Source organism: Bacillus sp. NPDC077411 (assembly GCF_044543425.1).
GTDB classification, from domain to species: domain Bacteria; phylum Bacillota; class Bacilli; order Bacillales; family Bacillaceae_G; genus Bacillus_A; species Bacillus_A bruguierae.
Genome location: NZ_JBITWA010000003.1, coordinates 250,538 through 274,489, shown reverse-complemented (window position 1 = coordinate 274,489; position 23,952 = coordinate 250,538). Strand labels below are relative to the sequence as shown.

General features: G+C 35.4%; 22 protein-coding genes and 2 pseudogenes. 6 read left to right on the top strand and 18 right to left on the bottom strand.

Annotation, left to right across the window (positions count from 1 at the left end):
• Positions 1–282: 282 nt before the first annotated feature.
• Positions 283–805 (top strand): annotated as a pseudogene (locus ACIGHG_RS25665) (transposase); the annotation flags it as partial.
• Between the two features lie 110 nt (positions 806–915).
• Here ACIGHG_RS25665 and ACIGHG_RS06965 read toward each other — a convergent pair.
• The 5 genes and pseudogenes from ACIGHG_RS06965 to ACIGHG_RS06945 all read right to left on the bottom strand — a co-directional run.
• A pseudogene (locus ACIGHG_RS06965) lies at positions 916–1,090 on the bottom strand (AraC family transcriptional regulator); the annotation flags it as partial.
• 164 nt (positions 1,091–1,254) lie between these two features.
• Complete coding sequence (locus ACIGHG_RS06960) at positions 1,255–2,091, bottom strand: endonuclease I family protein (RefSeq protein ID WP_396547723.1); 837 nt, start codon at positions 2,089–2,091, stop codon at positions 1,255–1,257.
• A gap of 347 nt (positions 2,092–2,438) precedes the next feature.
• Positions 2,439–3,257 (bottom strand): energy-coupling factor transporter transmembrane component T family protein, encoded by an 819-nt coding sequence (locus tag ACIGHG_RS06955; protein ID WP_396547788.1) that lies wholly within the window; start codon positions 3,255–3,257, stop codon positions 2,439–2,441.
• Positions 3,258–3,262: 5 nt separating this feature from the next.
• Entirely contained in the window at positions 3,263–4,957 is a 1,695-nt protein-coding gene (locus ACIGHG_RS06950) for an ABC transporter ATP-binding protein (protein WP_396547721.1), read from the bottom strand.
• A gap of 10 nt (positions 4,958–4,967) precedes the next feature.
• Positions 4,968–5,519: an ECF-type riboflavin transporter substrate-binding protein gene (locus ACIGHG_RS06945; protein WP_396547719.1), complete on the bottom strand. Its 552-nt coding sequence runs from the start codon at positions 5,517–5,519 to the stop codon at positions 4,968–4,970.
• Positions 5,520–5,910: 391 nt separating this feature from the next.
• Between ACIGHG_RS06945 and ACIGHG_RS06940 the strand changes: the two genes are divergently transcribed.
• Positions 5,911–7,572 (top strand): M4 family metallopeptidase, encoded by a 1,662-nt coding sequence (locus tag ACIGHG_RS06940; RefSeq protein WP_396547786.1) that lies wholly within the window; start codon positions 5,911–5,913, stop codon positions 7,570–7,572.
• 209 nt (positions 7,573–7,781) lie between these two features.
• On the opposite strand, the gene ACIGHG_RS06935 is transcribed toward ACIGHG_RS06940, so the two are convergent.
• Positions 7,782–9,008, bottom strand: coding sequence for a phospholipase D-like domain-containing protein (locus ACIGHG_RS06935; RefSeq protein WP_336472572.1), 1,227 nt, complete (start codon positions 9,006–9,008; stop codon positions 7,782–7,784).
• A gap of 337 nt (positions 9,009–9,345) precedes the next feature.
• Here ACIGHG_RS06935 and ACIGHG_RS06930 point away from each other — a divergent pair, with 337 nt between their 5' ends.
• Positions 9,346–9,546: a DUF1657 domain-containing protein gene (locus ACIGHG_RS06930; protein WP_003198197.1), complete on the top strand. Its 201-nt coding sequence runs from the start codon at positions 9,346–9,348 to the stop codon at positions 9,544–9,546.
• Between the two features lie 200 nt (positions 9,547–9,746).
• Here ACIGHG_RS06930 and ACIGHG_RS06925 read toward each other — a convergent pair whose 3' ends face one another.
• From ACIGHG_RS06925 to ACIGHG_RS06910, 4 genes are all read right to left on the bottom strand, one after another.
• Positions 9,747–9,953, bottom strand: coding sequence for a hypothetical protein (locus ACIGHG_RS06925; protein WP_336472571.1), 207 nt, complete (start codon positions 9,951–9,953; stop codon positions 9,747–9,749).
• 48 nt (positions 9,954–10,001) lie between these two features.
• Positions 10,002–10,427: an NUDIX hydrolase gene (locus ACIGHG_RS06920; RefSeq protein ID WP_336472598.1), complete on the bottom strand. Its 426-nt coding sequence runs from the start codon at positions 10,425–10,427 to the stop codon at positions 10,002–10,004.
• A 250-nt stretch (positions 10,428–10,677) separates the two neighbouring features.
• Positions 10,678–11,001: a hypothetical protein gene (locus tag ACIGHG_RS06915; RefSeq protein WP_336472570.1), complete on the bottom strand. Its 324-nt coding sequence runs from the start codon at positions 10,999–11,001 to the stop codon at positions 10,678–10,680.
• Entirely contained in the window at positions 10,998–11,204 is a 207-nt protein-coding gene (locus ACIGHG_RS06910; protein ID WP_090913563.1) for a helix-turn-helix transcriptional regulator, read from the bottom strand. The genes ACIGHG_RS06915 and ACIGHG_RS06910 overlap by 4 nt, the downstream gene beginning before the upstream one ends.
• 412 nt (positions 11,205–11,616) lie before the next feature.
• Here ACIGHG_RS06910 and fabZ point away from each other — a divergent pair, with 412 nt between their 5' ends.
• Complete coding sequence (gene fabZ / locus ACIGHG_RS06905; RefSeq protein WP_336472569.1) at positions 11,617–12,054, top strand: 3-hydroxyacyl-ACP dehydratase FabZ; 438 nt, start codon at positions 11,617–11,619, stop codon at positions 12,052–12,054.
• A gap of 197 nt (positions 12,055–12,251) precedes the next feature.
• Here fabZ and ACIGHG_RS06900 read toward each other — a convergent pair whose 3' ends face one another.
• From ACIGHG_RS06900 to ACIGHG_RS06890, 3 genes are all read right to left on the bottom strand, one after another.
• Positions 12,252–12,512, bottom strand: coding sequence for a YuzF family protein (locus tag ACIGHG_RS06900; protein WP_090913561.1), 261 nt, complete (start codon positions 12,510–12,512; stop codon positions 12,252–12,254).
• A 149-nt stretch (positions 12,513–12,661) separates the two neighbouring features.
• A complete protein-coding gene (gene bshB2, locus ACIGHG_RS06895) occupies positions 12,662–13,318 on the bottom strand; it encodes a bacillithiol biosynthesis deacetylase BshB2 (RefSeq protein ID WP_336472568.1) in 657 nt (218 codons plus the stop codon).
• Positions 13,319–13,330: 12 nt separating this feature from the next.
• Complete coding sequence (locus ACIGHG_RS06890; RefSeq protein ID WP_090913557.1) at positions 13,331–13,681, bottom strand: YojF family protein; 351 nt, start codon at positions 13,679–13,681, stop codon at positions 13,331–13,333.
• 416 nt (positions 13,682–14,097) lie between these two features.
• Between ACIGHG_RS06890 and ACIGHG_RS06885 the strand changes: the two genes are divergently transcribed.
• A complete protein-coding gene (locus tag ACIGHG_RS06885; RefSeq protein WP_090913555.1) occupies positions 14,098–15,423 on the top strand; it encodes an ArsB/NhaD family transporter in 1,326 nt (441 codons plus the stop codon).
• 35 nt (positions 15,424–15,458) lie between these two features.
• Here ACIGHG_RS06885 and ACIGHG_RS06880 read toward each other — a convergent pair whose 3' ends face one another.
• From ACIGHG_RS06880 to ACIGHG_RS06860, 5 genes are all read right to left on the bottom strand, one after another.
• Complete coding sequence (locus ACIGHG_RS06880; protein ID WP_336472567.1) at positions 15,459–15,686, bottom strand: hypothetical protein; 228 nt, start codon at positions 15,684–15,686, stop codon at positions 15,459–15,461.
• 14 nt (positions 15,687–15,700) lie between these two features.
• Positions 15,701–16,960 (bottom strand): threonine ammonia-lyase IlvA, encoded by a 1,260-nt coding sequence (gene ilvA, locus ACIGHG_RS06875; protein WP_396547715.1) that lies wholly within the window; start codon positions 16,958–16,960, stop codon positions 15,701–15,703.
• A gap of 200 nt (positions 16,961–17,160) precedes the next feature.
• Positions 17,161–18,366, bottom strand: coding sequence for a multidrug effflux MFS transporter (locus ACIGHG_RS06870; protein WP_396547784.1), 1,206 nt, complete (start codon positions 18,364–18,366; stop codon positions 17,161–17,163).
• A 328-nt stretch (positions 18,367–18,694) separates the two neighbouring features.
• Positions 18,695–20,143, bottom strand: coding sequence for a M36 family metallopeptidase (locus ACIGHG_RS06865; protein WP_396547782.1), 1,449 nt, complete (start codon positions 20,141–20,143; stop codon positions 18,695–18,697).
• A 759-nt stretch (positions 20,144–20,902) separates the two neighbouring features.
• Entirely contained in the window at positions 20,903–21,811 is a 909-nt protein-coding gene (locus tag ACIGHG_RS06860; RefSeq protein WP_336472565.1) for a VanW family protein, read from the bottom strand.
• 869 nt (positions 21,812–22,680) lie between these two features.
• On the opposite strand from ACIGHG_RS06860, the gene ACIGHG_RS06855 reads away from it, so the two are divergent.
• The gene (locus tag ACIGHG_RS06855) at positions 22,681–23,772 is read left to right on the top strand and encodes a DUF3900 domain-containing protein (protein WP_396547713.1); all 1,092 of its coding nucleotides are present in this window, start codon (positions 22,681–22,683) and stop codon (positions 23,770–23,772) included.
• The last annotated feature ends 180 nt before the right edge of the window (positions 23,773–23,952 follow it).

The window sequence follows — 23,952 nt, the reverse complement described above, 5'->3', positions numbered from 1 at the left end:
TGGGCACCTCTGTATTTTCAGGGCTTTTGTGTCACTCGTCAGTTGAACAAGAATTAAGTGATGTTAGGATTAAGATCATATTTTCATTATTCCATTAAAGGCGCGATTCTGGAAAAGAAGTAAAAGATCGATACATATTAGTAATGTCTAATATGTATCGATCTTTATTTTTTTTGACTTTTTACGATTAAGGTCTTGATAAAAAGATTTTTCAAAATGAATTCTTCTTATTTACCGTAAAATACAGGTTTGTGAGGTATTTTTGATCAAACTTTATTTCAGTACTCTTTTCCTTTTATGAGCGATAACTGGGCTTGTACTCTTATCGGAGCGATTGGTGATGTTGAACGATTTAGTACATACAAAGAGTTCAAAAAGTATCTCGATGTTTCGGCTGAAAATAAACAATCAGGAACATCAGTAAAGGGGACAAGAATGACCTTTAATGGTGTTCGAGATGCACGTCGTGTACTCTTTCAAATGGCGATGATTATCATTGCGATGAAAAAGCAACCATCCGTATTCAGTTCCTATTATCATCGTCTAGTAGAGCGTAATATGAATGGGAAAACAGCAATTGGACAATATGTATGGCAAAATTGCCAAAATCCTTTATATGATGTTTAAAACAGGGCAAAAATATGACCCTTTGAAACACGCACAAGCAACAGGTATTCCTTGTAATTCTGTTTATGATAAAAGAAAAAAGGGTATCAACACGGAGAAATTTTATCAAGAAGCATCAGAGCTTGCCGGGGATTCAATATCTGGCGATGTTGAATTAATTGAAACAGAGGAAGAATAAGATTAGCCTGTAAGTGTTTTAAAAAGTAAAAAACAGCTGTTTTCTGCATAAAAATAGTGCTATTTCCAAGAAGAATTTTTTATTTTCTTCTTGGAAATAGCACTACACTACATTGTATAAAACCCTTCATTAAGAAGTAAATATCTACGCAAAAAAACCTTTACTAGTCCTGTAATGTGCTTTTCCATTAGAAAATGTTTTAATAGATAATTGGCCATTCCCTTCCCAATAAAACTGCTTACTTTTTGCATGTAAAGCAAAATTAGTAGAATCCATATAATTCATAATAACGTCTCCGTAAGTATGTGATTATAATTTTTAAATAATTCAATCATACATAGTAATGGAAGTTTAGCCAAAAACCTTTTACTTTCCTAATGAAGAGAAAGGAGTGGTCATAAGGACCACTCCTTTTCACTTTATATTTTTCAAGCTATAATTTTACTTATTTATTTCCAAATTTCATTTGCCCATTCAGGATGATCAATAAATGGATTCCGGTTATGTTGATACTTTGTATAGATTATTTCATTACGCTTTCGCTCAAAATCATCAACAGGATCTTGTTCATTCCATTTTAGTAAAACAGATAGCTTTCCCATATAAGGAGCTTTGTCATTGTTTACTTTATCATTTAGTTCCAAATCTACTTCACGGTTATCCCCTTCATAACGAACAGCCATGTAAAATAACATTCTAGCAATATCACCTTTTACACTATCACGAGGCTCCCAGGAATCACTATCATATTTACATTCTGTTGCTTCTGGATGATTCACACCACCGTTATCAAAATCCAAATTCCCACGTGAGCTATTTACAGATACATCTGTAGCTCTTAAATGATGAAGATCCGTTCCAGGCCCTGCAGCCGTCCCAAACTCACCGTGAGATTTTGCCCAAACATGCTCTCGGTTCCAATTATCGACCCCTGAACCATTTGTAAATTTCCCTTGCGAACGCCCTGTATATAAGAGAAGTACATTATTTTTATTATTTGGATCTTCATCAGTATCTCTTAGCGCTTCCCAAACTGCACTGTATGATATCTTTGTATGATTATCAATAATATTATGAAGTTCCTTTTTTAACTCTAAGCCCGTTTTCCCCTTCATGCTATTATAATATGTATCATCATAATTAGTTGAAGTTACCCCTTGATTTATTTTTGAAGACGAAGAAACTCCTTCACCATACACGGTATCTGTAAATGATAAGGATGAAGAACCTAAAATAAAAAATGAAGAAATAGTAAAGATAGCAAGTTTTGTATTTCGGAACACCATATACACAAATCCCCCTTTAAATTTAATTTTTACTCATTAGCAAAAACAATTCTTTAAAAATATACTTTAATAATAACCTATATTTTTCAATTTATTTATGCAATTATGCATATTTAGTTACTAATTAAAGAAAACTACACAACAAAATGTTTGGCATCTAGAACCGAAATAACAATCAGACTTTTTTATAATTTATCGAACTTTATTTCAAAGCCATAGCTGATAATAAAGCCGTTCATTTTTACTGTCTAAAATACAATAGCCTACAGTCATAGAATTAATTGTAGTTATAGTTATCGTTTATATTCTAGAGCCTATTTACAAATTTGCTAATATACAGTTACTATTCATAAAGGATACCAAAACGAATGAAAAATTGTAACTTTTAAATAAATAGCGATAATCAAAACACAAATCCCAATAAGAATCGTCATATAATCAAGAGACTGCATTTCCGTTCTATAGTACCAAGTTCGTTTCTCCTTTTTTCCAAAACCTCGTAAATCCATAGCATTCGAAACGGTATCAATTCGATCTAATGAATTGATTACAAGTGGCCAAAAAATCGTCACTCGATTTTTAATTCGTTGAAATAGAGTTGCTTCTCCTTTATGAAATGGAATCCCCCTTGCTTCCTGCGCATGTTTAATGAGTTCATATTCTGTTTGTATATTCGGAATATAGCGCAGTGCAATATTAACTGCATAGGCAATTTTATAATGCAGTCCAATTTTGTTTAAGCTGCTAGCAAATTGACTTGGATGTGTTGTGTAAATAAAAATAAGTGTAAACGGTAATAAGGTAAAATATTTTAATGATAATGTCATTGCGAAAAAAAGAGTTTCTATTGTAATAGTCGCATAACCAATGTAGAGAAGTGGCGTATATGTACCAGTTAGCTCCGATCCATGTGTTGGGGTAATCAATAAAATCATGATGGAATTCAGAATACTAAATGTGAAAATAACACTAAAAATAAGTAATATACTACGCGTTGGGATTTTTGCGATACCTAACAGTATGCAGCCGATTAGAAATAAGAATAATAAAATACGAAAATCAAAAAATAGGAATGTAAGAATCATCCATATAATAAATAGGATGAGCTTTACAGCACCATCCATACGATGGAAATAGGATTCACCTTCTATGTGTAATGTCCCCATCTTACTCATGAACGCTTCCTCCTTCTTGCTTCCATATAAGATTGAACAAATTGCTGCGGAATTGGCATGTTCCCATGTTTCGCTAGACGGGTAAGTGAGCTCACACGAAGGTTTGCACGTTTTAAAATACACTCATTCGCCAACACGGTAGTTACTGCATTATCTGCAATAACTTCTCCATTATGTAGCACAATCGCGCGATTTGCGTATTCTATCGCTAAGTTCATATCATGTGTAATCAATAAAAAAGAAATTCCACGTTTTGCTAATTTTTGTATAAACATCATAAACTCTTTGTAGTGAAAATAATCTTGCCCTGCAGTGGGTTCGTCTAAAATAATAAGTTTGGGACTTGTAACAAGAATCGAGGCTATCGTTAGACGCTTTTTTTGCCCATAACTTAATGCTTGTACCGGCCAATTTCGAAATGGATACAAACCGCAAATTTGTAATGCATGTTCTACTTTTTTATGTATTTCTTCTGAAGCATTCTTCAGTTTTAAAGCAAACGCAGCTTCTTCCCAAACCGTTGCTTGTGTAATCATGTGATTCAGGTTTTGCATCACATAAGCGACGACCTCTCCCCGCTTTCGGATTGACCATCTTGTCATATCCGTTCCTTCTAAAAGAATTTTACCTTGATGAGTTTTTTTCATTCCCGTCATAATATGAGCAAGTGTTGATTTTCCAGCACCGTTGTTTCCTAAAAGAGCGAGTATTTCTCCTTTGTATATAGACATAGATATATCCTTCAGTGCAAAATTTCTATTTAGATATGCAAACGATATATTCTCTATTTTACATAGACATTCTTTTTCGAATATTGCTGTATGTATCGGATTTTGTAACATCCATTTTGATAGCGTCTCGTGCAATGTATGAGAATTAACATTTTCTATCGGATAAACTTCTTCGTTCGAGAGTGGATATTCCAATGTTTTTAATGCTTCTACGTATACAGGCTCCCTTAGCCCTGCTTTTTGTAAAACATTTTTCTGCAATAGTTCAAGCGGTGCTTCGATTGCAATGATACGGCCATTTTCCAAAATAATAATTTTATCTAAACCAAGATCGAGTATTTCTTCAATGCGATGCTCAATAATGATTATTGTTTTATTCGTTTGTCTATGAATCTTTTTCATAAGTTGAATTGCTTTTTCGCTGCTTACAGGATCTAAATTCGCTAAAGGTTCATCAAACAGCAAAATCTCGGCATTTGTAGCTAGTACGCCTGCAAGAGAAACGGACTGTTTTTGTCCTCCTGATAAATCGTGAGGGCTATGTGAATGAAACTTAATCATGTCTACCTCTTCAAGTGAACGTTGTACAATTTGCTTCATTTCCACTTGCCCCGTACAATCATTTTCCATCGCAAACGCAACGTCTTCTTCAACCGTTAATCCGATAAATTGAGAATCTTGATCTTGCAGAATCGTTCCTACATGTTGACTTAATTCAAATATACTCGTATGTCTAGGATCTATACCACATACAGAAAGGTTCCCTGTACTTGTCCCTTCATAGGAAAAAGGAATGAGCCCATTAATACAATGAGCTAATGTAGATTTTCCCGACCCGCTTCGCCCAGCGATTAACACTTTTTCGCCAGGATAAATATGAAAGGTAATATCCTGCAAAGTCGGTTCAGCTACGCTTTTATATTGAAATGTGAATTCTTCAAAAGAAACAATCGGTTTCATATGCATCTTCCTACTTCTCGGCCTTTAATTGTGTATTTTTTTTATTCGCCTTCGCAAGTCCTAACACGATTGGTAAACCGAGGATAAAGAACACGAGAATATCTGCGATAATCGCACCACCTACTTGAATAGCAATTTTATCAAACGGTTCGCCCATAATGAAAATGTCAAATATACCAGCAAAGACGATTCCCAAAAGAATACCAATTACACCCGTAATAGAAAGGTAAACGATATCTCCCTTACTATACGTTCCATTTTTCACACTAAATGCAGGGCGCTTTTGGACAAATCCCATAAATAAACCAATGATTCCTGAACTTAATACCCAGCCCCACCAAATGCCCCAACCAGCAATAGCATCTGTAATTGTATGACCGATAAGTCCAATTAATAAAGCTGCAATTGGTCCAAAGATAGCACCGAAAATCGTTAATAAAGCAAGTGCTGGTTTAATAAAAGTATTCGGCGCAATGGAGAATCCCCATAATCCTAATACACCATATATGGCTGAACCAATTCCAATTGCAACAACTAGCTTTGTAGAAAGTTTTTGATTCATTCATATTCCCCCTCTCATTATATAAACTTACTCTGAATAACTTCTATCATTTATATAGATGCTATCAGTTTTATATGCTGAAGCAACGGGAATTATGCTTATATATACCGTTCCTCTTTGCATTGCGCAGGGCAAAATACTGTCCCCTACGATTTGCACATTTACTTGTGAATAATGTTTAATAACAACTATAGTCTAAAACACTCAATCGCTTTGCACGTTTTCTAGAGTTGCAATTTCTTCTTTTGAAAATCTAAATTTTTAAATTGTTTATCAAAACGCAAGAAAACTTGAGAAAAAAATTATTTGAATTTTCAGTATTTTAATAATAGAAATTTAATGTTACTATAAATCTACTCTTTTAAAAATTTTTGTTAGGGGGCAAAAAATGATGAAGAAAAAGGGTTTAGCGTTTGTGTTAGCAGCGGGAATGGCAGTGACAACGTTCGGGGGGACAAGCTCTGCGTTTGCAGATTCAAAGAACGTACTCTCTACAAAGAAATACAATGAGGCTGTCCAGTCTCCAGAATTTGTAGCAGGTGATTTAACAAGTGCGTCTGGGAAAAAAGCAGAATCTGTTGTATTTGATTATTTAAACGCTGCGAAAAAAGATTATAAACTAGGCGAAAAAAGTGCAGAAGAATCTTTTAAAGTACAAAAGGTTGTAAAAGATCCTGTAGGAGAAGCAACAGTTGTCCGTTTACAGCAAATGTATGAAGGTGTGCCGGTATGGGGTTCTACTCAAGTAGCTCATATTGGGAAAGACGGTGTATTAAAAGTTGTATCAGGAACTGTTGCACCTGATTTAGATAAGAAAGAGCAGCTAAAAAATAAAAATAAAATTGACGGAAAACAAGCAATTGAAGCTGCACAAAAAGATTTGGGGCTAAATCCAAAATATGAAGTAGAGCCGGCGGCGGACTTATTTGTATATCAAAATGGTGAGGAAACAATATACGCATATGTTGTGAAACTGAATTTCTTAGATCCAGAGCCAGGAAACTATTATTATTTCATTGAAGCTGATAATGGGAAAGTACTAAATAAATACAATACAATTCATAATGCTAATACTGAGAATAATGCACCGATTCAACCTGTAACAGGAACAAATAAAGTGGGAACAGGTAAAGGGGTATTAGGCGATACAAAATCTATTAATACAACATTATCTCGATCTAGTTATTATTTACAAGATAATACACACGGTGCAACAATTTACACATATGATGCAAAGAATCGTACTACACTTCCAGGAACTTTATGGGCAGATACAGATAACATCTTTAATGCTACCCGTGATGCAGCAGCAGTGGATGCACATTATTATGCAGGTGTAACATATGATTATTATAAGAAAACGTTTAACCGCAACTCTTATAACGATGCTGGTGCACCGTTAAAATCTACAGTTCATTATGGAAGAAATTATAACAATGCTTTCTGGAATGGATCCCAAATGGTGTATGGTGATGGAGATGGATATACATTTATTCCATTTTCCGGAGGAATTGATGTTGTCGGACATGAGTTAACGCATGCCGTTACAGAATATAGTTCAAACCTGATTTATCAAAATGAGTCTGGTGCATTAAATGAGGCATTTTCTGATATCTTTGGAACATTAATCGAATACGCTGATAACCGTAATCCAGATTGGGAAGTTGGTGAAGATATTTATACACCTGGTACAGCTGGAGATGCGCTTCGCTCAATGAGCGATCCAACAAAGTATGATGACCCAGATCATTATTCTAAACGTTATACTGGAACGAGCGATAATGGCGGCGTTCATACAAATAGCGGTATTATCAATAAAGCTGCTTACTTATTGGCAAATGGCGGTACACATTATGGTGTAACCGTAAATGGTATTGGCAAAGATAAAGTAGGCGCAATTTACTATCGTGCAAATACAGTATACTTAACTGAATCTGCAACTTTTAGTCAAGCGCGCGCTGGTTTAGTACAAGCCGCTGCAGATTTATACGGTGCAAACTCTGCAGAAGTGGCAGCCGTGAAACAGTCATATGATGCAGTTGGTGTAAAATAGGTTCCACTCCCCCTTTATATAGTGAAAGAGGCTGTCCCAAAAATGAAACTTTTGGGACAGCCTCTTTCATCTCTAGGTACAAATTTAATGATAACAAGATTCTCACTTAATAGAAAGTCCACAAGCTAAACCTCTTCGCTTGTGTCATTAATTTAATTTATTCTAATAAAATGCAGTTTACTACTCCTTAATATAAAAATACTTTGTTTTCACAAATAATACTCAAATATTTTTGCAACTTTTTCTTTCATTTTTTCTTTTATAGATAATTGATTGACGTCAGAGGACGTTACTCGCTTTGAATTTTGCAAGTCTGTATTAATGACTGGCTTTATTTTCGAAATATAGACAGGGTCATGGATATAACAGTTCATTTCTTCATTTAAATGAAACGAGCGCGAATCAAAATTCACGGTCCCAACCATCAATACTTTTTCATCAATCAAAAATACTTTACCGTGTAACACTCCCTTTTTATAACCATATACTTCCATTCCCTGTTTTAATGCTTTTCGGATATATGGATACGCTGCTTCTTTAACTAACAGTGCATCCGAATGAGGTGAGAACAGAATTTTGACACGAACTCCCCTCTTTCTTGCATCTACTAATGCGTTCCAAATAGTTCTGTCTTTTGGTATAAAATAAGGTGTTAATATAATGATGGACTCCTTTGCTTGTTGAAACAGCATTGCATAATCTTGCCCAAGTTTTTCTCCGCTATAATATGCAGTAAATCGATGCGAGGTTGCTCCCTTTTCCTTTATCGCACTGTGTATCGGAATCGCTTTCTCTGAGTTTTTCTTCCAGTCTAACACAAATTGGTGTTCTAGATCTTGAACTCCTTCTCCTCGTATTTGAAGGTGATAATCTCTCCAGTAACCAAGTTTTTCTTTTTCTCCTAAATACTTCCTGCCAATGTTAAATCCGCCAATGTACCCAATCTTTCCATCAATAATTGAAATACGACGATGATTCCGATGGTCCAAAGAAGAAGAAAGATAAGGGAAAGCAGGCTTATTGTAATACGTAAAATGCACTCCTTTTTTAACTAATAATTCTCTTTCCTTTTTCTTTAGTAAAATTCCACCTAGCCTGTCCACTGCATAGTATACTTCTACACCTTCCTGACTTTTTTTCCTCAATAACTCTAGAAACTGATGACTTACTTCATCATCAGCAATAGAGAAAAAGTTAATATGCACGTAATGTTTTGCATTCTTTATATCTGAGAATAATTGATTGTTTAACTGTTTCCCGTCTGTATACATAGTAATATCACTTTGACGAATAGGGTATTGGCTAGGCTGCTGGCCAAATCTCCCACTTTTTTCAGCTGCTGTTCTGTCAATTTCATCCCAAACAAGCAAAACAAAACATAGGCCGATAAATACAAAGAGGAGTACCAGGAAAGTTTTTCCTATCTTTTTCAACATATTTAATCTCCTTTATATATTATCGTTTTCTTTCTGTTAGTTTTTGTTATCGGGACAAAACTATTCCATATCCATCCATGAAGCTAATCTTTACCATAGAATATACAAATGATTTACCTTCTTATATGGTAGATTTTTCTTATAAATATTCTATTCACGTTAAATTAACATAACATCACTTAATGGTATTCCATGTAGCTATTAGCTAAAAAAATCCTCCTTCGAATAATTAAATGTAAAATTTCTCATTCACATAACCCTAAAATTGGAAATCGTACTATGATAACAAAATAGGCATTCTATATTTTGAAGTACATTTACAAGGAGGAAATACTACATGACAGTAAGCACTAAACTTAAACAAACTATCGCTGGATTAAAGAGTGCTCAAGCATGCCTAGAAGGATTTGTTCTTGATACTGATAACCAGCAAGCAAAACAATTATATAAAGGTGCAGCACAACAAACTCAAGAAATTATTGAATCTTTAAATCCTCGTCTTCAGCAAATTGAACAAGAAGAGCCTCAGTACAAGTAATAGCATAATACCTTTCACATAGAATATCGTCCGCGTGGAAGAGTGCTCAGCTTAGATAACGATTATCAAAATGATGATTACAACTAAAAGGTCTCACCACATCACTATCAAGATAAGAAAAGCAAGTATCCCAAAACAAAAAAACGTACATTTTCATCTGGAGATGTACATTTTTTCGTTTTGGGTGTGTTATAAAATTCTTAAGTTGATGGATGTGGATTTAAAAGTAAACGTAAAGTAATTCTAAAATATACAATATATTTTTGTGTCATAATATACGCCATAATCGACGGGGAAGCGATACTTTTAGGAAAGACAGGAACTGGCATATTGGCTGTTACAATCGGCGTGGATATCTCATCTACTTCACACTTACGACAAGCGTATACATAAATGCTAATTTTCACTATGTATCCTACCTAATCTGTTATCAATAATAAAACCTTTTCTTGATTTTATCGGATACCTTCAAATGCATAAAAAGCCTGTATGTTATCCTTATCACAATTCATTTTTAACATCTCAAATAAAGACGGCATGAATTCCTTTATGGTTTCACTATTTGCCCATCTAACTTCAACAATATCATGATCTGGATCATTAATGTTTATTTCACCATCAATAATCTTTGCATAAAAAGTAATGATTAAAGCATGATGACCTCGTTCTTCAAAGAGCATTTCCCTAACAGAATGTAATCTATCCACAGCAATATTGAATCCTGTTTCCTCTTTTACTTCGCGAATTACAGCTTGTTCTAAAGTCTCATTTCCCTCAACTGCCCCTCCAGGAAGACCCCAATAAAAAGAATTACCCTTTATGTTTTTAACGATTAATATATTTTCATTATTATCATAAATTAAAGCTGAAACTACATTCACTCTTTTCAAAAACAATCCCTCCTATTTAAAGCATATTCAAAAGTATTCATATGTGGGCATTTAAAGAAAATACAACCCTCTAAATCTCCACTTTAAAATACTTTTCCTTGCATTTACTCTTTTTAAATGTTTATCCTTTGTTTAAATATTAATCCATAACTTATCTGGGTACAGCGAAGTAACATAACCAATATGAGTTACCCCTTTTATAATTTTTTTGTTTGTTCATTCCTTCTTACTCCACAATAAACTATATTCTTTTGTCGTAATATTTTACAGCAAAATACTCTACTATATTCCGTGACATTATAAACAAAGCTATAATAAGAAAAATATTGGATAATGTAACTTTAATGTTTAAGTCAACCACTGTTCCAAGAAAAAAGCCTAACAAAACTAACAACGAAAGTAATTTATAGAATTTGAGAGTAACATTATTCACTTTAATTAAAATCAATTTCCACCTTTCGTCATTTTTGTAAGATGTTTGCATTTCTCTTCTTGTACGATCGTTTTTCCATATGAAAAATCCTAAAATAATCACTACAGCTAAACCAAAAAAATTAATAGTCATTGTTCTTCCTCCTCAAATAAAAATACATCTACTATACTTACATCAAATGATTTTGCTATTTTAAATGCAAGTTCAAGAGAAGGCGTGTATTTATATTTTTCTATTGATATTACAGCTTGTCTTGAAATACCAACTTTTTCTGCCAAGGTTTCCTGTGTCCAATTTCTTTCTGCTCTTAAAATCTTAATTCGATTTTTGATCAAAAATAAAAACCTCCAATGTAATCACTTGCTTACATTTATTGTAATCCTAAAATTACTTTTTGTAAATAAGTGATTACATTTATTTGTTTTCGATTTCTGTTCTGGTTATCCTACTAACTTGTCGATATTCGGACTATTGTCTTTTTTTGATCTTCTTCATTGCGCTCTATGACAGAAACCTTGTGACTATGCTTTATACAAAGTAAAAAATTTGTTAATTTCTTTTCAGGTACACAGGTACCAATAGCTGTAATTCTTGCTTTTGACCTCATTTGTTTGTCCCCCTTCACTATTATTATACTTAGTATTATGATCTGATATTAGTATCAGGCTCTAATATATATATCAATTATTCAAGATGAAAATAATGGTAATTAAATGACACTTGTGAAAGCATAAAGGAGAGGGATTTATGTTCAATACTCAACAAATTAAAGAAATCATTCCACATCGTTACCCGTTTCTATTAGTTGATCGCATTCTTGAAATAGAGGAAGGAAAACGCGCAGTTGGAATTAAAAATGTTACTGCTAATGAAGAATTTTTTAATGGTCACTTTTCAGATTATCCAGTAATGCCGGGTGTTCTAATTGTAGAAGCGTTGGCACAAGTAAGTGCTGTTATTATGTTAATGAAAGATGAAAATCGAGGAAAGATTGGGTTGTTTGCTGGTATTGATCGTTGTCGTTTCAAGAAACAAGTTCACCCTGGAGATCAATTACGTTTAGAAGTAAAAATAACAAGAGTTCGTGGCTTAATCGCAAAAGCAAATGCTGTTGCTACAGTAGATGGAGAAATCGCTTGTGAAGCAGAAGTTACATTCGCTCTTTACAACACTATGAAAGCCTAAAGATTCTATAATCTTCATCTTCTTTTCTATAGAATTTACTCTTTTTCTCTTACACAAAAAATCACCTCTTAAGATAGCGATATCTCACGAGGTGATTCTTATCAAACTTTTTTATAAACCTACAATACATCACAATCAACTTCCTGGTTATTACCATCATTACAAATGTATAAAAGATAAAGATTATTTCATCCCCATTATCCTTCTGGCGTAATCCAAACAATTTGTTGCATTCGAATAAAGAACGGTGTATCTTCTTCTTCAATCACAATATGGTCTGGTTTAACGGCCCTTAACATGCCCTGCAAGCTGCCGCGCATTGTATCGACAACAACATTTTTCCCAACAATCATTTGTAACGTTTGCACAACATATGGATCCACACTAGAAATTACTTCTCCGCTTAACTGATAACCATTTCGAAACTCTCCGTACACATCTTCTTTTGAATAATCCATTATTATCCCCCTCTTTCTACAATTCGTTTGTATTGTATGAAAGGAATTAGCTAGATGTGCCTATGTAAAAAAGAAACGAGATGCCATCATTTTCAGCATCTCGTTATGTTTCATAAGCTAGAAGGTTTGCTGGTTCTAGCTTATGATTTTCATTTATACGTCCAAAATTGCTCAATTTGCAACCGTTTTGTCGTCGCTGGGTCCTGCTTTTTCAGCTTTGCTTCCATTTCTTCTAACATCGCTTCTGTTTGCGAACGATGTGCACGAAGCGCCGCTAATTTTTGTGGTAATACATCGCTTATATCGTTGACTACATCTGGCTTTCCTAGTACTTCCTCACGATTTTTCGTGATAGCTACCGCATGAATAACTGGACGTTCTTCTTTTGGCATACGTTCTACTGCACGAACAGCTGCGCGTCCAAATGCATTGTGATCTGGATGTACACCGTGCTCTGGGTAGAATGTGATGATTAAGGAAGGATTCACATCACGAATCACTTCTTCAATTTTATCTGCTACAAAATCAACGTCTTCAAACTCTAATGTTTTATCATGGAAGCCAAGTAAGCGTAAATCTTCAATTCCCATCGCTTGGCAAGCTTCTTCTAATTCCCGTTTTCGAATGCTCGGAATCGTTTCGCGATTCGCAAATACGTTTTTCCCCATGTTACGTCCCATTTGCCCAAGTGTTCCACAAGCATACGTAACAGGAACTCCATTATTTCGATATTGACGAATTGTTCCTCCCGCCGCAAACGATTCATCATCTGGGTGCGGAAATACTACAAGTACATGTCTTTCCATAATCTCCACTCCTTATGCAAATGGCGTTAAACTTAATTGCAGCGCAACTGCTAAACGCCCTTTTTCATCATGACCTGCTAATAAAAGACGATTTTTCTCATCTTTTTCCCAATGTGTCACACCTTCTGCATATACCCAGCCGTGCTCCATTTTTAAACCTATGCGATATGGATTCGTACCTGTAATCTTACCGCGTTCAAAACGAATCACTGCGTTACGGATGAACGCCCCAACTGTCATTGCTTTTTCATTTACATGTGAAGCATATGCACCGTTTGTCGTCTCTAAATGAAGATATACATCGTGATTTAGAAAACGTTCAATTTCGTTTTGTACGACAGAAGTATCTGTAATTATTTCCATCGGATTTCACCTCTTTTAACCAGTTTACGAAAAAATAATGTAAATTGCTATCTCTTATAATAGAGGACAATGATTACTTTGCATACTTTTTTGCTTTTCATTTTTTATATTTAATACGGTATGTGAAATTACTTGTCTTTTTTAGGCAGTATTTTCATTTCTTTCTGTATGCGAATTTGCTACAATAAAGTGAAACTTTAATCAGTGGGGGGTTTCTTCATCCCCCACTGATTAGTAGTTGAACCAATCGGGCTTTTACGGGCAGTTTATCTCCCACCTATCTTCTTTGCTTTCGCTGAATTTTGAGGTGGGAGTATTACTGCCCGTTAATGCGGGGTAAAATTTATGCAGAGGGCTACATTTCGACGTTTTTATACACAACTATGTATAGGATACTTAAAAAGAAGGTGAACACATTGAATCATTCAGCACATGAAGTTGCAAACTGGCAATATTATTTTGCCATTGCTGTATTTTTAATTACATACGGATTTATTATCTCTGAAAAAATTAATCGTGCTGTTATTGCTTTACTTGGCGCTGCCATTATGGTGATTATGGGAATTGTAGACTTACATACTGCCTTTACTACACATATTCAATGGGAAACGATCACTCTGTTAATAGGAATGATGATTCTCGTACATATTACAAGTCAATCTGGTATCTTTGAATATGTGGCAATTAAAGCTGCAAAAGCAGCCGGCGGAAAGCCAATTCGAATTTTACTGCTTCTATCCCTCTTAACCGCAGTTGGTTCTGCCTTTTTAGACAATGTAACGACGGTTTTATTAGTTGTACCTGTTACATTATCAATTACACGTATTTTGAAGGTACCTCCTGTTCCGTTTTTAATTTCAGAAGTATTATTTTCTAATCTCGGCGGAACAGCAACGCTTATTGGCGATCCTCCAAACATTATGATTGGATCTGCAAATAAGCATCTTGATTTTAATGCATTTTTGCTGAACTTAGCACCGATCGTTGCTATAATTTCTGCCGTTACATTACTTATTATATATATCATGTATCGTAACAAATTAAAAACAACAGACGAACAAATTCAAAAACTGATGTCTTTAAATGAAACTGATTATATTCGCGATCGCAGCTTACTCGTTAAGTCTTTATCCATTTTAGGACTAACAATACTTGGATTCATTTTTCATTCTATTATTCATGTTGATGCTGCCGTTATCGCTCTACTTGGCGCTGTTCTTTTAATGTTAATTGGTGTAAAAGAGCATGAAATAGAAAATGTATTTGCGCATATTGAATGGGTAACGATTTTCTTCTTTGCAGGTTTATTCGTTCTCGTTGGTGCGCTTGTTGATATCGGGCTTATTTCCTCACTTGCTAAAAAAGTATTAGACATAACAAATGGAGATATCGGCTATGCATCTATCTTAATTTTATGGGTATCGGGGGCAGCTTCTGCCACAATTGATAACATTCCGTTTGTCGCAACGATGATTCCGCTTATTCAAAACTTAGCAAGCGGACTTGGACTTGGGGCAGATTCTCCGCAAATTGAAGTATTATGGTGGGCATTATCACTTGGAGCTTGCTTAGGAGGAAACGGTACGCTAATTGGTGCTTCTGCCAACGTCGTTGTAGCAGGTATTGCCAAACGTGAAGGATGCGGTTTTTCGTACATGGATTTCTTAAAAATTGGATTACCATTAACAATTGTTGCACTACTTTTATCACATGCATATATTTATTTACGTTATTTAATGTAAAAAGGTTTGCGGCATGAGCTGCAAACCTTTCTTTTTCACCAAAAAATACCGATAATTGCAAGACCACCTAAAATGATACCGCCAACTTTGCCAACCATTGTTGGTGTCCATTCAATTCCCTTTTTCATTTGTACAACTGGTCTTTCATGCCGCAGTTGCTGCACTTCTGCTTGCAGTTGGTGGATAGAACCATGTAACTCTTTCACAAGCTCCTTTAATTCTACTAGTTCTTCTTCAGCTGATTTCCTTTTTTCTAAATTCATTTTCAATACCCCTTTTAAATCAATAGATTAAATAATGTCGGATTGTGATTGATTTCCATATAGCGTATTCCTTCTTCTTCCATTCTTCTAATAAGAGGCTCATAATCTTCTATTTTCTGCAATTCAATTCCAACTAGTGCTGGACCATTATCTTTATTATTCTTCTTCGTATACTCAAAACGAGTAATATCATCATGAGGTCCGAGCACGTTATCTAAAAACTCACGCAGGGCACGTGGTCGCTGTGGAAAATTAATAATAAAATAATGCTTCAGCCCCTCATAAATTAATGATCTTTCCTTTGTTTCTTGCATCCGATCAATGTCGTTATTGCCACCACTTACAATACAAACAACTGTCTTTCCGCGAATTTTATCTCGGTACAAATCAAGCGCTGCAATCGGCAATGCACCAGATGGCTCTGCAACAATCGCATTTTTATTATAAAGTTCAAGTAGTGTTGTGCACACTTTTCCCTCTGGCACAGCAATAATATCATCTAGTACGCGTTTACAAATTTCATATGTAAGATAACCAACTTGTTTAACTGCTGTTCCGTCCACAAACGAGTCAATATGTGGAAGCGTGACAACCTCTCCTCGTGCAAACGCCTCTTTCATCGAAGCAGCACCTGCTGGTTCCACCCCAACAATTTTCGTTAAAGGACTAATCCCTTTTATGTATGTTCCAACTCCTGCAACTAAGCCTCCTCCGCCAATTCCCATAAACATGTAATCAATCATACAATCCGTATCATGTAAAATTTCTACACCAATCGTCCCTTGTCCCGCAATGACATGGGGATCATCAAATGGATGAATAAATGTTAACCCATATTCTTCACAATATTTCACAGCTTGCTCATAAGAGCTGTCAAATGTATCTCCTTGCAACATTACCTCTACGCAATCCCCTCCAAAAAAGCGTACTTGTGATACTTTTTGACTTGGTGTTGTATTTGGCATAAAAATCTTAGCTGGAATCTGTAATTTATGACATGTATAAGCTACGCCTTGTGCATGATTACCAGCGCTAGCGCAGACAATTCCTTTTTCCAAATCTTCCATCGGTAAACTACTAATACAGTTATAGGCGCCTCGTATTTTAAAAGAACGAACAACTTGTAAGTCCTCTCGTTTTAAATATACGTTACATTGATATTTCTCAGATAAAATTGAATCGCGCTCTAAAGATGTATTTCGAATTACATCTTTTAACGTATTATACGCAACGAGAATATCTTCAATTTTGATCATTTCTTTTACATGTTTCATATCTTTGACCGCCTCACTGTTGGATTTAAAAAGTTTTGCTTTATATTATACTTAATAATCTAAATTTTTAAAATATTATTTAAATAAAAATGAACCAACATATTCACTATGTTGATTCATCCTTTCATGATGGCGTTTCCACTTTAATATAATTGCTCTTTAACATGTACAAAATTTATTCTTTTTATCTCATTATTGTATTAAAGTTTTTCAATACTTTTCCGTCTCGTTAAAATAATGAAGCTAAGCATTGCACCAATATGACAACAAACAATTGTTATTCCCATCGGTACAGCTGTATGCTCTCCTTGAATCCCAACCAAAGGTGCTACTACAGCGCCAGAGATAAAAGGTAACAGCCCTAATAAAGCTGCAGCACTTCCTGCTGCTTTTTGCTGATTTTCCATCGCTAACGTAAATCCAGTCGTCCCAACAATCCCGACGCTAGAAACAATCATAAAGAAGCAGATTAACACCCCTATTAAAGAAGGTGCCAATAAAATAAGAAGAAGAAGAGTTATGCCTCCAAACAATGCTAAAAGAAGTCCCGTTACTAATAGAGTACGTTCATTCATTCTTCCTGCCAAACGCCCTGTAACTTGCGATGCAATAATGATACCAAAACCGTTAATCGCAAAAAATAAACTATATAATTGCGGCGAAGCACCAAAAATATTTTGAATCACAAACGGTGACCCTGAAATATACGCAAACATCGCTGCTGTAATAAATCCTTGCGAAAGTGCATATCCCATAAATACACGATCTTTTAATAAGCGTTTATAATGAGATAGGCTCTCTCCCCATCCACCTGCGGTTCTTTTTTCTTCGTGCAATGTTTCTGGCATGATAAAAATAACACTTAATAACATAAGTCCACTTAATATACCTAATACAATGAATACCCAGTGCCAAGAAGCAAAGCTTAAAATTTGTCCCCCAATAATAGGTGCGAAGATTGGAGCAGCTCCGTTTACTAACATTAAAGTAGAAAAGAATTTCGTAAGCTCTGATCCTGTGTATAAATCTCTCACAATCGCACGCGAAAGTACAATCCCCGCCGAACCAGCTGCACCTTGAATAAAACGTAATACAATTAGTACCCATACAGACGGTGTTAGCGCACATAATAATGACGCAACCGCATAAATAACAAGGCCGATTACAATTGGTTTTTTCCTTCCTTGGCGATCACTCCATGCACCGACCCACAATTGACCTAACGCAATTCCTAACAAACATGCAGTTAAACTTAGCTGCGTAAGTGCACTTGTCGCATGCAAATCGTCTGTTAAAGCCGGAAAAGCCGGAAGATACATATCAATAGAAAGTGGCCCAATTGCAGATAAACTTCCGAGAATGATAGCTAAAATGATTCGCTTATCTTTTGCAACTTGTACTTTCATTTGTAATTCTGTTTGCAATCATATAACCTCCCTTTTTCTCCCGCATCAGCGTGCAGAATGAAGCAAACTCCCATTACTAGAAGCTTCATTTTATTATGTTTCAAATTACATATATCCTTTTCACCTGCATCACTTCACAAGAATATAGAATAACAAACATTAATGTAACTATTTTAGTTACATTAATGTTTGTTGTCAATAAATTTACCCGATATTTTTTCTAATTCAAACATATATAAAAGGATATCAACAGATGTCGATATCCTCTTACCTTCTAGATTTTCAGCTCAATTCCCTTTACATTTTGTATTTTCTCACTATTATCTTTCTAGTTTGTACTAATGCCTCGCGCTGCCCAAATACGATCAATTTCTGCACCGTGCACTCCTCCATAAAGAAGGGCATCCGCTTGCTTAATTGCTCTCGCACCGTCACGGAACGTAGCATTAGGAGTAAGAGACCAATGCGATTGTAAAATAATTTTTGTCGCAATATCTCGTCCAAAAGCCTGCGCCATATCATACTCACCTTGCGACCATATTTCGCCGTCATCATGAACTTCATTTACAATATCTTTCGGGTACACTTTGTTGTTATCTAATCTACGAAGGCAAGTTGGATTCGTATTGGAATAAGAAGTCGAATCCCATTCTCCAATACACGCTTTTCCATAACCTGTATCTGATACAGCATCTTCATAAGTAGCTCCTAAGAAATCTCCAAATCCTTCTCCCATTGCTCCGCCTTCCGAAGAATTCCCAAATCCAGGAACTTGATTATCTTGAATAGAATGACCATATTCATGAGCAATCACCCCTGCATCTTCCGCATCATCAACTCCGCCAGAGCCGAATGTCAGTGCCTTAGTCGACGGAGAATAAAAAGAATTATCTGCTGTAGATGTATTCACATTTGCTTTAATAGAACGGTTGTTAATATTACTAATTCCTAGTTGTTGTATATATCGTTGTAAAGTATCAATATGATAATATGCCATAACATCTTCAAATCTATCATTTGAACGTGTGTAATTATATTGAAGAGATGCGGAATATGTTTTCACTTTTGATGAAATTGTTACATAATCACCAGCCAAATATCCTGATCCATTCAGCCCTTTTAAAGTAACTGTTTTCAATTGATTATTCAAAGCAGTCGAGTCTGCATCATTATTATCTGCTAATCCAGCTAAAACTCCATTTGTTACTACAGGGTTTGGTAGAAACACTTTCCCTTGTCCTTCTGCTTTTCGGTTTAAATCTTTTTTCTTAAGTAATTTTCCATTTTCCGCATCAATAAATGTTTCCCAAGCACCAAGCGGCTTTTGAGAATGGATGACAACTCGATACACTGGAATTGCCACACCTTCTTCGATTATATATCCAAACTCACGTGTAGTCGGAGCCCATAAACTTGTATCTTCTGCCTCAATATACTGAGTCGATTTACCTTCAGCTTCCTTTTCACTCAGCTTTTGCTTAATTTGTTTGACACTCTGTACAGGAAGGTAATCTGAAACTGCTAGTACACCTTGTCCTTCTTTATTCAGCGTAACTGTTACTTGTCTAGAAAATACAGGAGCTCCATTTACTGTTTGTTGAAATCTAACATAAGATGCCACCTGTGTATCTGTCGTAGAAACATATTGCAGGTCTGACAAATCCGACTTCAAAGCATACTGCACAGCATTCGCTTTTAAATATTCGGTTGCCTGCACTTGAGGCGGAACGGCCTGTACATTTACTTGTGTTTCCTCTACTGCCGAAGCAGTGGACATAATACCAAAAACCAAAGGAATTGCAGTTGCAACCGCGACAACTTTTTTCAACAAAACTATCACTCCCCCAATTTTAAAATTATTTCGAACGTACGAATAATTCTATAGGAGATAATATTTTACCTTTCTATTTTATACAAACCTAACAAATGAAAGATTTTCTCAATAATTTCGTAGAAAAAGAGAATATTTCAAAATCTATCATTCATAATACATGGACATAATGTTTTACTAAAACTTAAAAAGACAAAAAACTCCATTATACCTCTTCTTTATAACTATTTTGAGAATGTAAATAACATTTTAATTATGTCAATATTATAAATATTATTTATAAAAAAAGCATACAAATGAACGTTTCATTAGTAAAACCTATATCAAAAATGGTGGTATACCTGATTCAAACTATATCGAAGAAGATGGGAATGTTATAAAAAGATATTGGATTGAACTATAGCGCATGAAGTAACGATACATTTATCCCGCTATTCGTGGGCAGTAATACTCCCACCTCAAAATTCGGTAAAGCAGAGAAGTTAGGTGGGAGATAAACTGCCCGTAAAAGCCCGATTGGTGAGGGCTAATAATCAGTGGGGATGAAAAACCCCCCACTGATTAAAGTTTCACTTTATACAAAAAGCTTTAAAATATGAATAAAAAAAGGCGCTTACACAAGAAGCACCTTTTTTATTCATCATCATTCAGCTATTTATTTCAATTCACATCTTTTTAAAAAGTTTCCTAAAAAGAATAAAATACCTATACAGCATGTACCTCTGCGATTAATTTCTGACCATCTATGAACATGACAAGCTTAACTGGGTTATCGCTTGTGTTCTCGAATACTAAATCTAAATACGGATATGCAATCGTCGCATCTCTGCCTTTAGGTACATACCCTACTTCTTTGGAATGAGTCGATCTCTCTACCATTTTTAATCCACCTTGATCTGCAGCGTTAAACAATGTAGAAGAAGTTTGGCATACACCTCCGCCGTATCCATCAACTAGTTTACCATCTACAATCTCTTTCCCTAACTGATACCCTTTATCAGGTGTTGTATCTCCTACTAAAGTGTTAAAGGAAAATCTATCTCCCTTGCCTAATACCACCCCATTGACAGTGTTTGAAGACAAACGGATATTTTCTATTCTACCACCAGTAGAACCCCCTAAATTCGTTTCAAATCTCCCTATTACTGTTCCATTATTCTTTCCATTCTCTGGTGTTGCTACAGGCTTTTTCTCTACAATTGGCAACTGATAAGAAGAATCCCACATTCCGGCATTCATCAACTTATCTATTAACTCTTTTTCCATTAATTCGTAAGAAGGCTTTCCTTCTACCCATGTACCGTCACTCTTCATACGAGAAGGAACCATCTTTGTATCTACACTCTTTGCAATCTCGCTAACAACCTTAGCAACCTCTTTTTTAAATGTCTTTTCATCTTCGAAATAACCTAAACTTGCTAAGTCTATATTTTTCACTTCTTTTCCAGTTCTACCATCTACTAAACTTATACTTTTATTTACCTCTGCTTTTGCTTCTACAGCATGATCCCCCGCCCCGCTTACTAACGCAACTTCGCTGACTTTCCCGCTGCATCCGCTAACTACACTTAAGCATAATGTACCTAATACTAAACTTCGAAACTTACGCAACAATTTACTCTCTCCTTCTATTCTCTATCTTTTTTTCCATTTCAAACAATTCTATGTATGTATAATTACATTACTTCTTAATATAAATTTTATGTATTACTCTATAAATACAAATTAAAAAATCGGCATAAAAGCCCTCTTTCTTTTTAGGTGGGCGAGAGCATCTGGCCATGCATAGAAGCGACTTACAAAGAGAAGCGGAGCCGACTGTTTTAGGCCCGTTGGCTAAGGTTCTTTCACACAGAAGGTGTTTTCACCTTCTTGTATGGAAGGTTCTTAGACATGGTGGCCTAGGAGGCAGAGCTAGACAAAGATGTTGAAAAATTTAAATGGATATATATAGAATATTTCTCCATATTTTAAATTACTCTTTTCTTTCATAAAAGTCTACATATATTTCCTTAAAAATTTCTTAACTCTGCTAAAAATTTAACCAACCTTTTCCATCCATTATATACCAAAGTATACAATGAGACAATTTTTATACAACCGATATTTTATTATACCAATATTACGTAAAAATGTAATGAATAATGATTCTAAAAAAACGAGATATTCTATACATATGTGTTCGCCCTGTCAATCATTCACAATTACACATATGGAGGCTTCATTGACGGAAGTTTTACTTTATCCCGCTATTCGTGGGCAGTAATACTCCCACCTCAAAATTCAGCGAAAGCATTGTCCAGCTCCAGTGGCTAGAATGTTCGGTGGGAGATAAACTGCTGGCATGCGCCCGATTGGGAGGGCTAATAATCAGTGGGGGATGAAGCCCCCCCACTGATTAAAGTTTCACTTTATTAAATTGACGAATGTTTTCTCCATCTCTATACTGAAAAGAGTTAACGAAATGAAACAAGGTGATAATCATGGATTTTGAAATAAATTTTCTTTCCTTTTACGTCGTACAAGTAGATGGACAAGGTGAACAAGCAGACAAACGCTATAAACATTTTCAAACATTAGATGCTGAAGAATACGAAGACAGCCCATTAAAAGACTTTCTAGACGGTGAATTATTAAAAATTTCGAAACGAAAAGTAGATCGTCACCCAAAAAGCGAACAAGTCCCAACAAAAATTGGCCGCTTCATTGTTGAAGTTGGGCATGAATTCGATTCTAACCCGAACTACAACCTTTTCAACCGCATTCGTTTTGCAGAAACGAAAGAAACATTTAAAGATACAAATGAACCACTCGTCTATACGTATATTGATACAAGCGCTGTACGCGGCGGTGTATTTCTCGTTGTCCAAGCAAAGCTTCGCAAATATTTCGACGATCCGTTCGTCTTTGTATTGAAATGTGACTTCGAGCCAAAGGTTGCTTCTATTTCTGATGAAGCAACGCTAATTCGAAATGTTGAAATGGCAATCACAACGAAAAACATGAAGTCAATCCAATACCCATACATGCCAGAAGAAGGCATGGTAGAAGTAGGCGAACTAAAAATCCACCAAGCATCACACGCCCGCTACTTCGAGGATTTCTTAAAATTCGTCGAGTACGAGCGTTCCATGCCAGAAATTATGAAAACACAAGTTATGGACATGGTATACGGCCAAATTGAAGACGTCTTTGAAGAAGGCACAGAAGAACGTGAACAATTTGACCAAGCGATGGAAGTATGGGCAGCGAGTCCAAAGCGTGAAATTATGGAACATTTCACAACAGAAGAAGTTATGGAAGCTACGGCACAAATTGTGGAGCATACCCCTGAGATAGAATTAAAACTAAAGGCCGACCATATTTCTGTGAAAGCGTTGCTTGCGGATTTTGGAGACCAAATTCATATTGCGAAGGTGAATGACAAATATGTCCTAATGATTGAAGCGGATACACTTACGTTTGAGAAAGGCTTCTCTCCGATTGAGTTTTTGAAGCCGGATGAGCTTCAGGATGTGATTGAGCGTATTGAGAAGAAACAACAGTATGGGCATGGTTTAAAAGAAGATATATAGATACCATAAACATGATTTAAAACGTTTTTGTGACTAAAATCTATGTTCTTAAATCTATAAATAAAGGTTTCCTTTTTCTTTTTACTCATCTTAAAGAAGATTTGATCCTGTTTTGGATTCCTTTTTTAAAAGGATATATTAAATATATTGGTCATTTCTCAAAAGTCGGTGAACCCGACT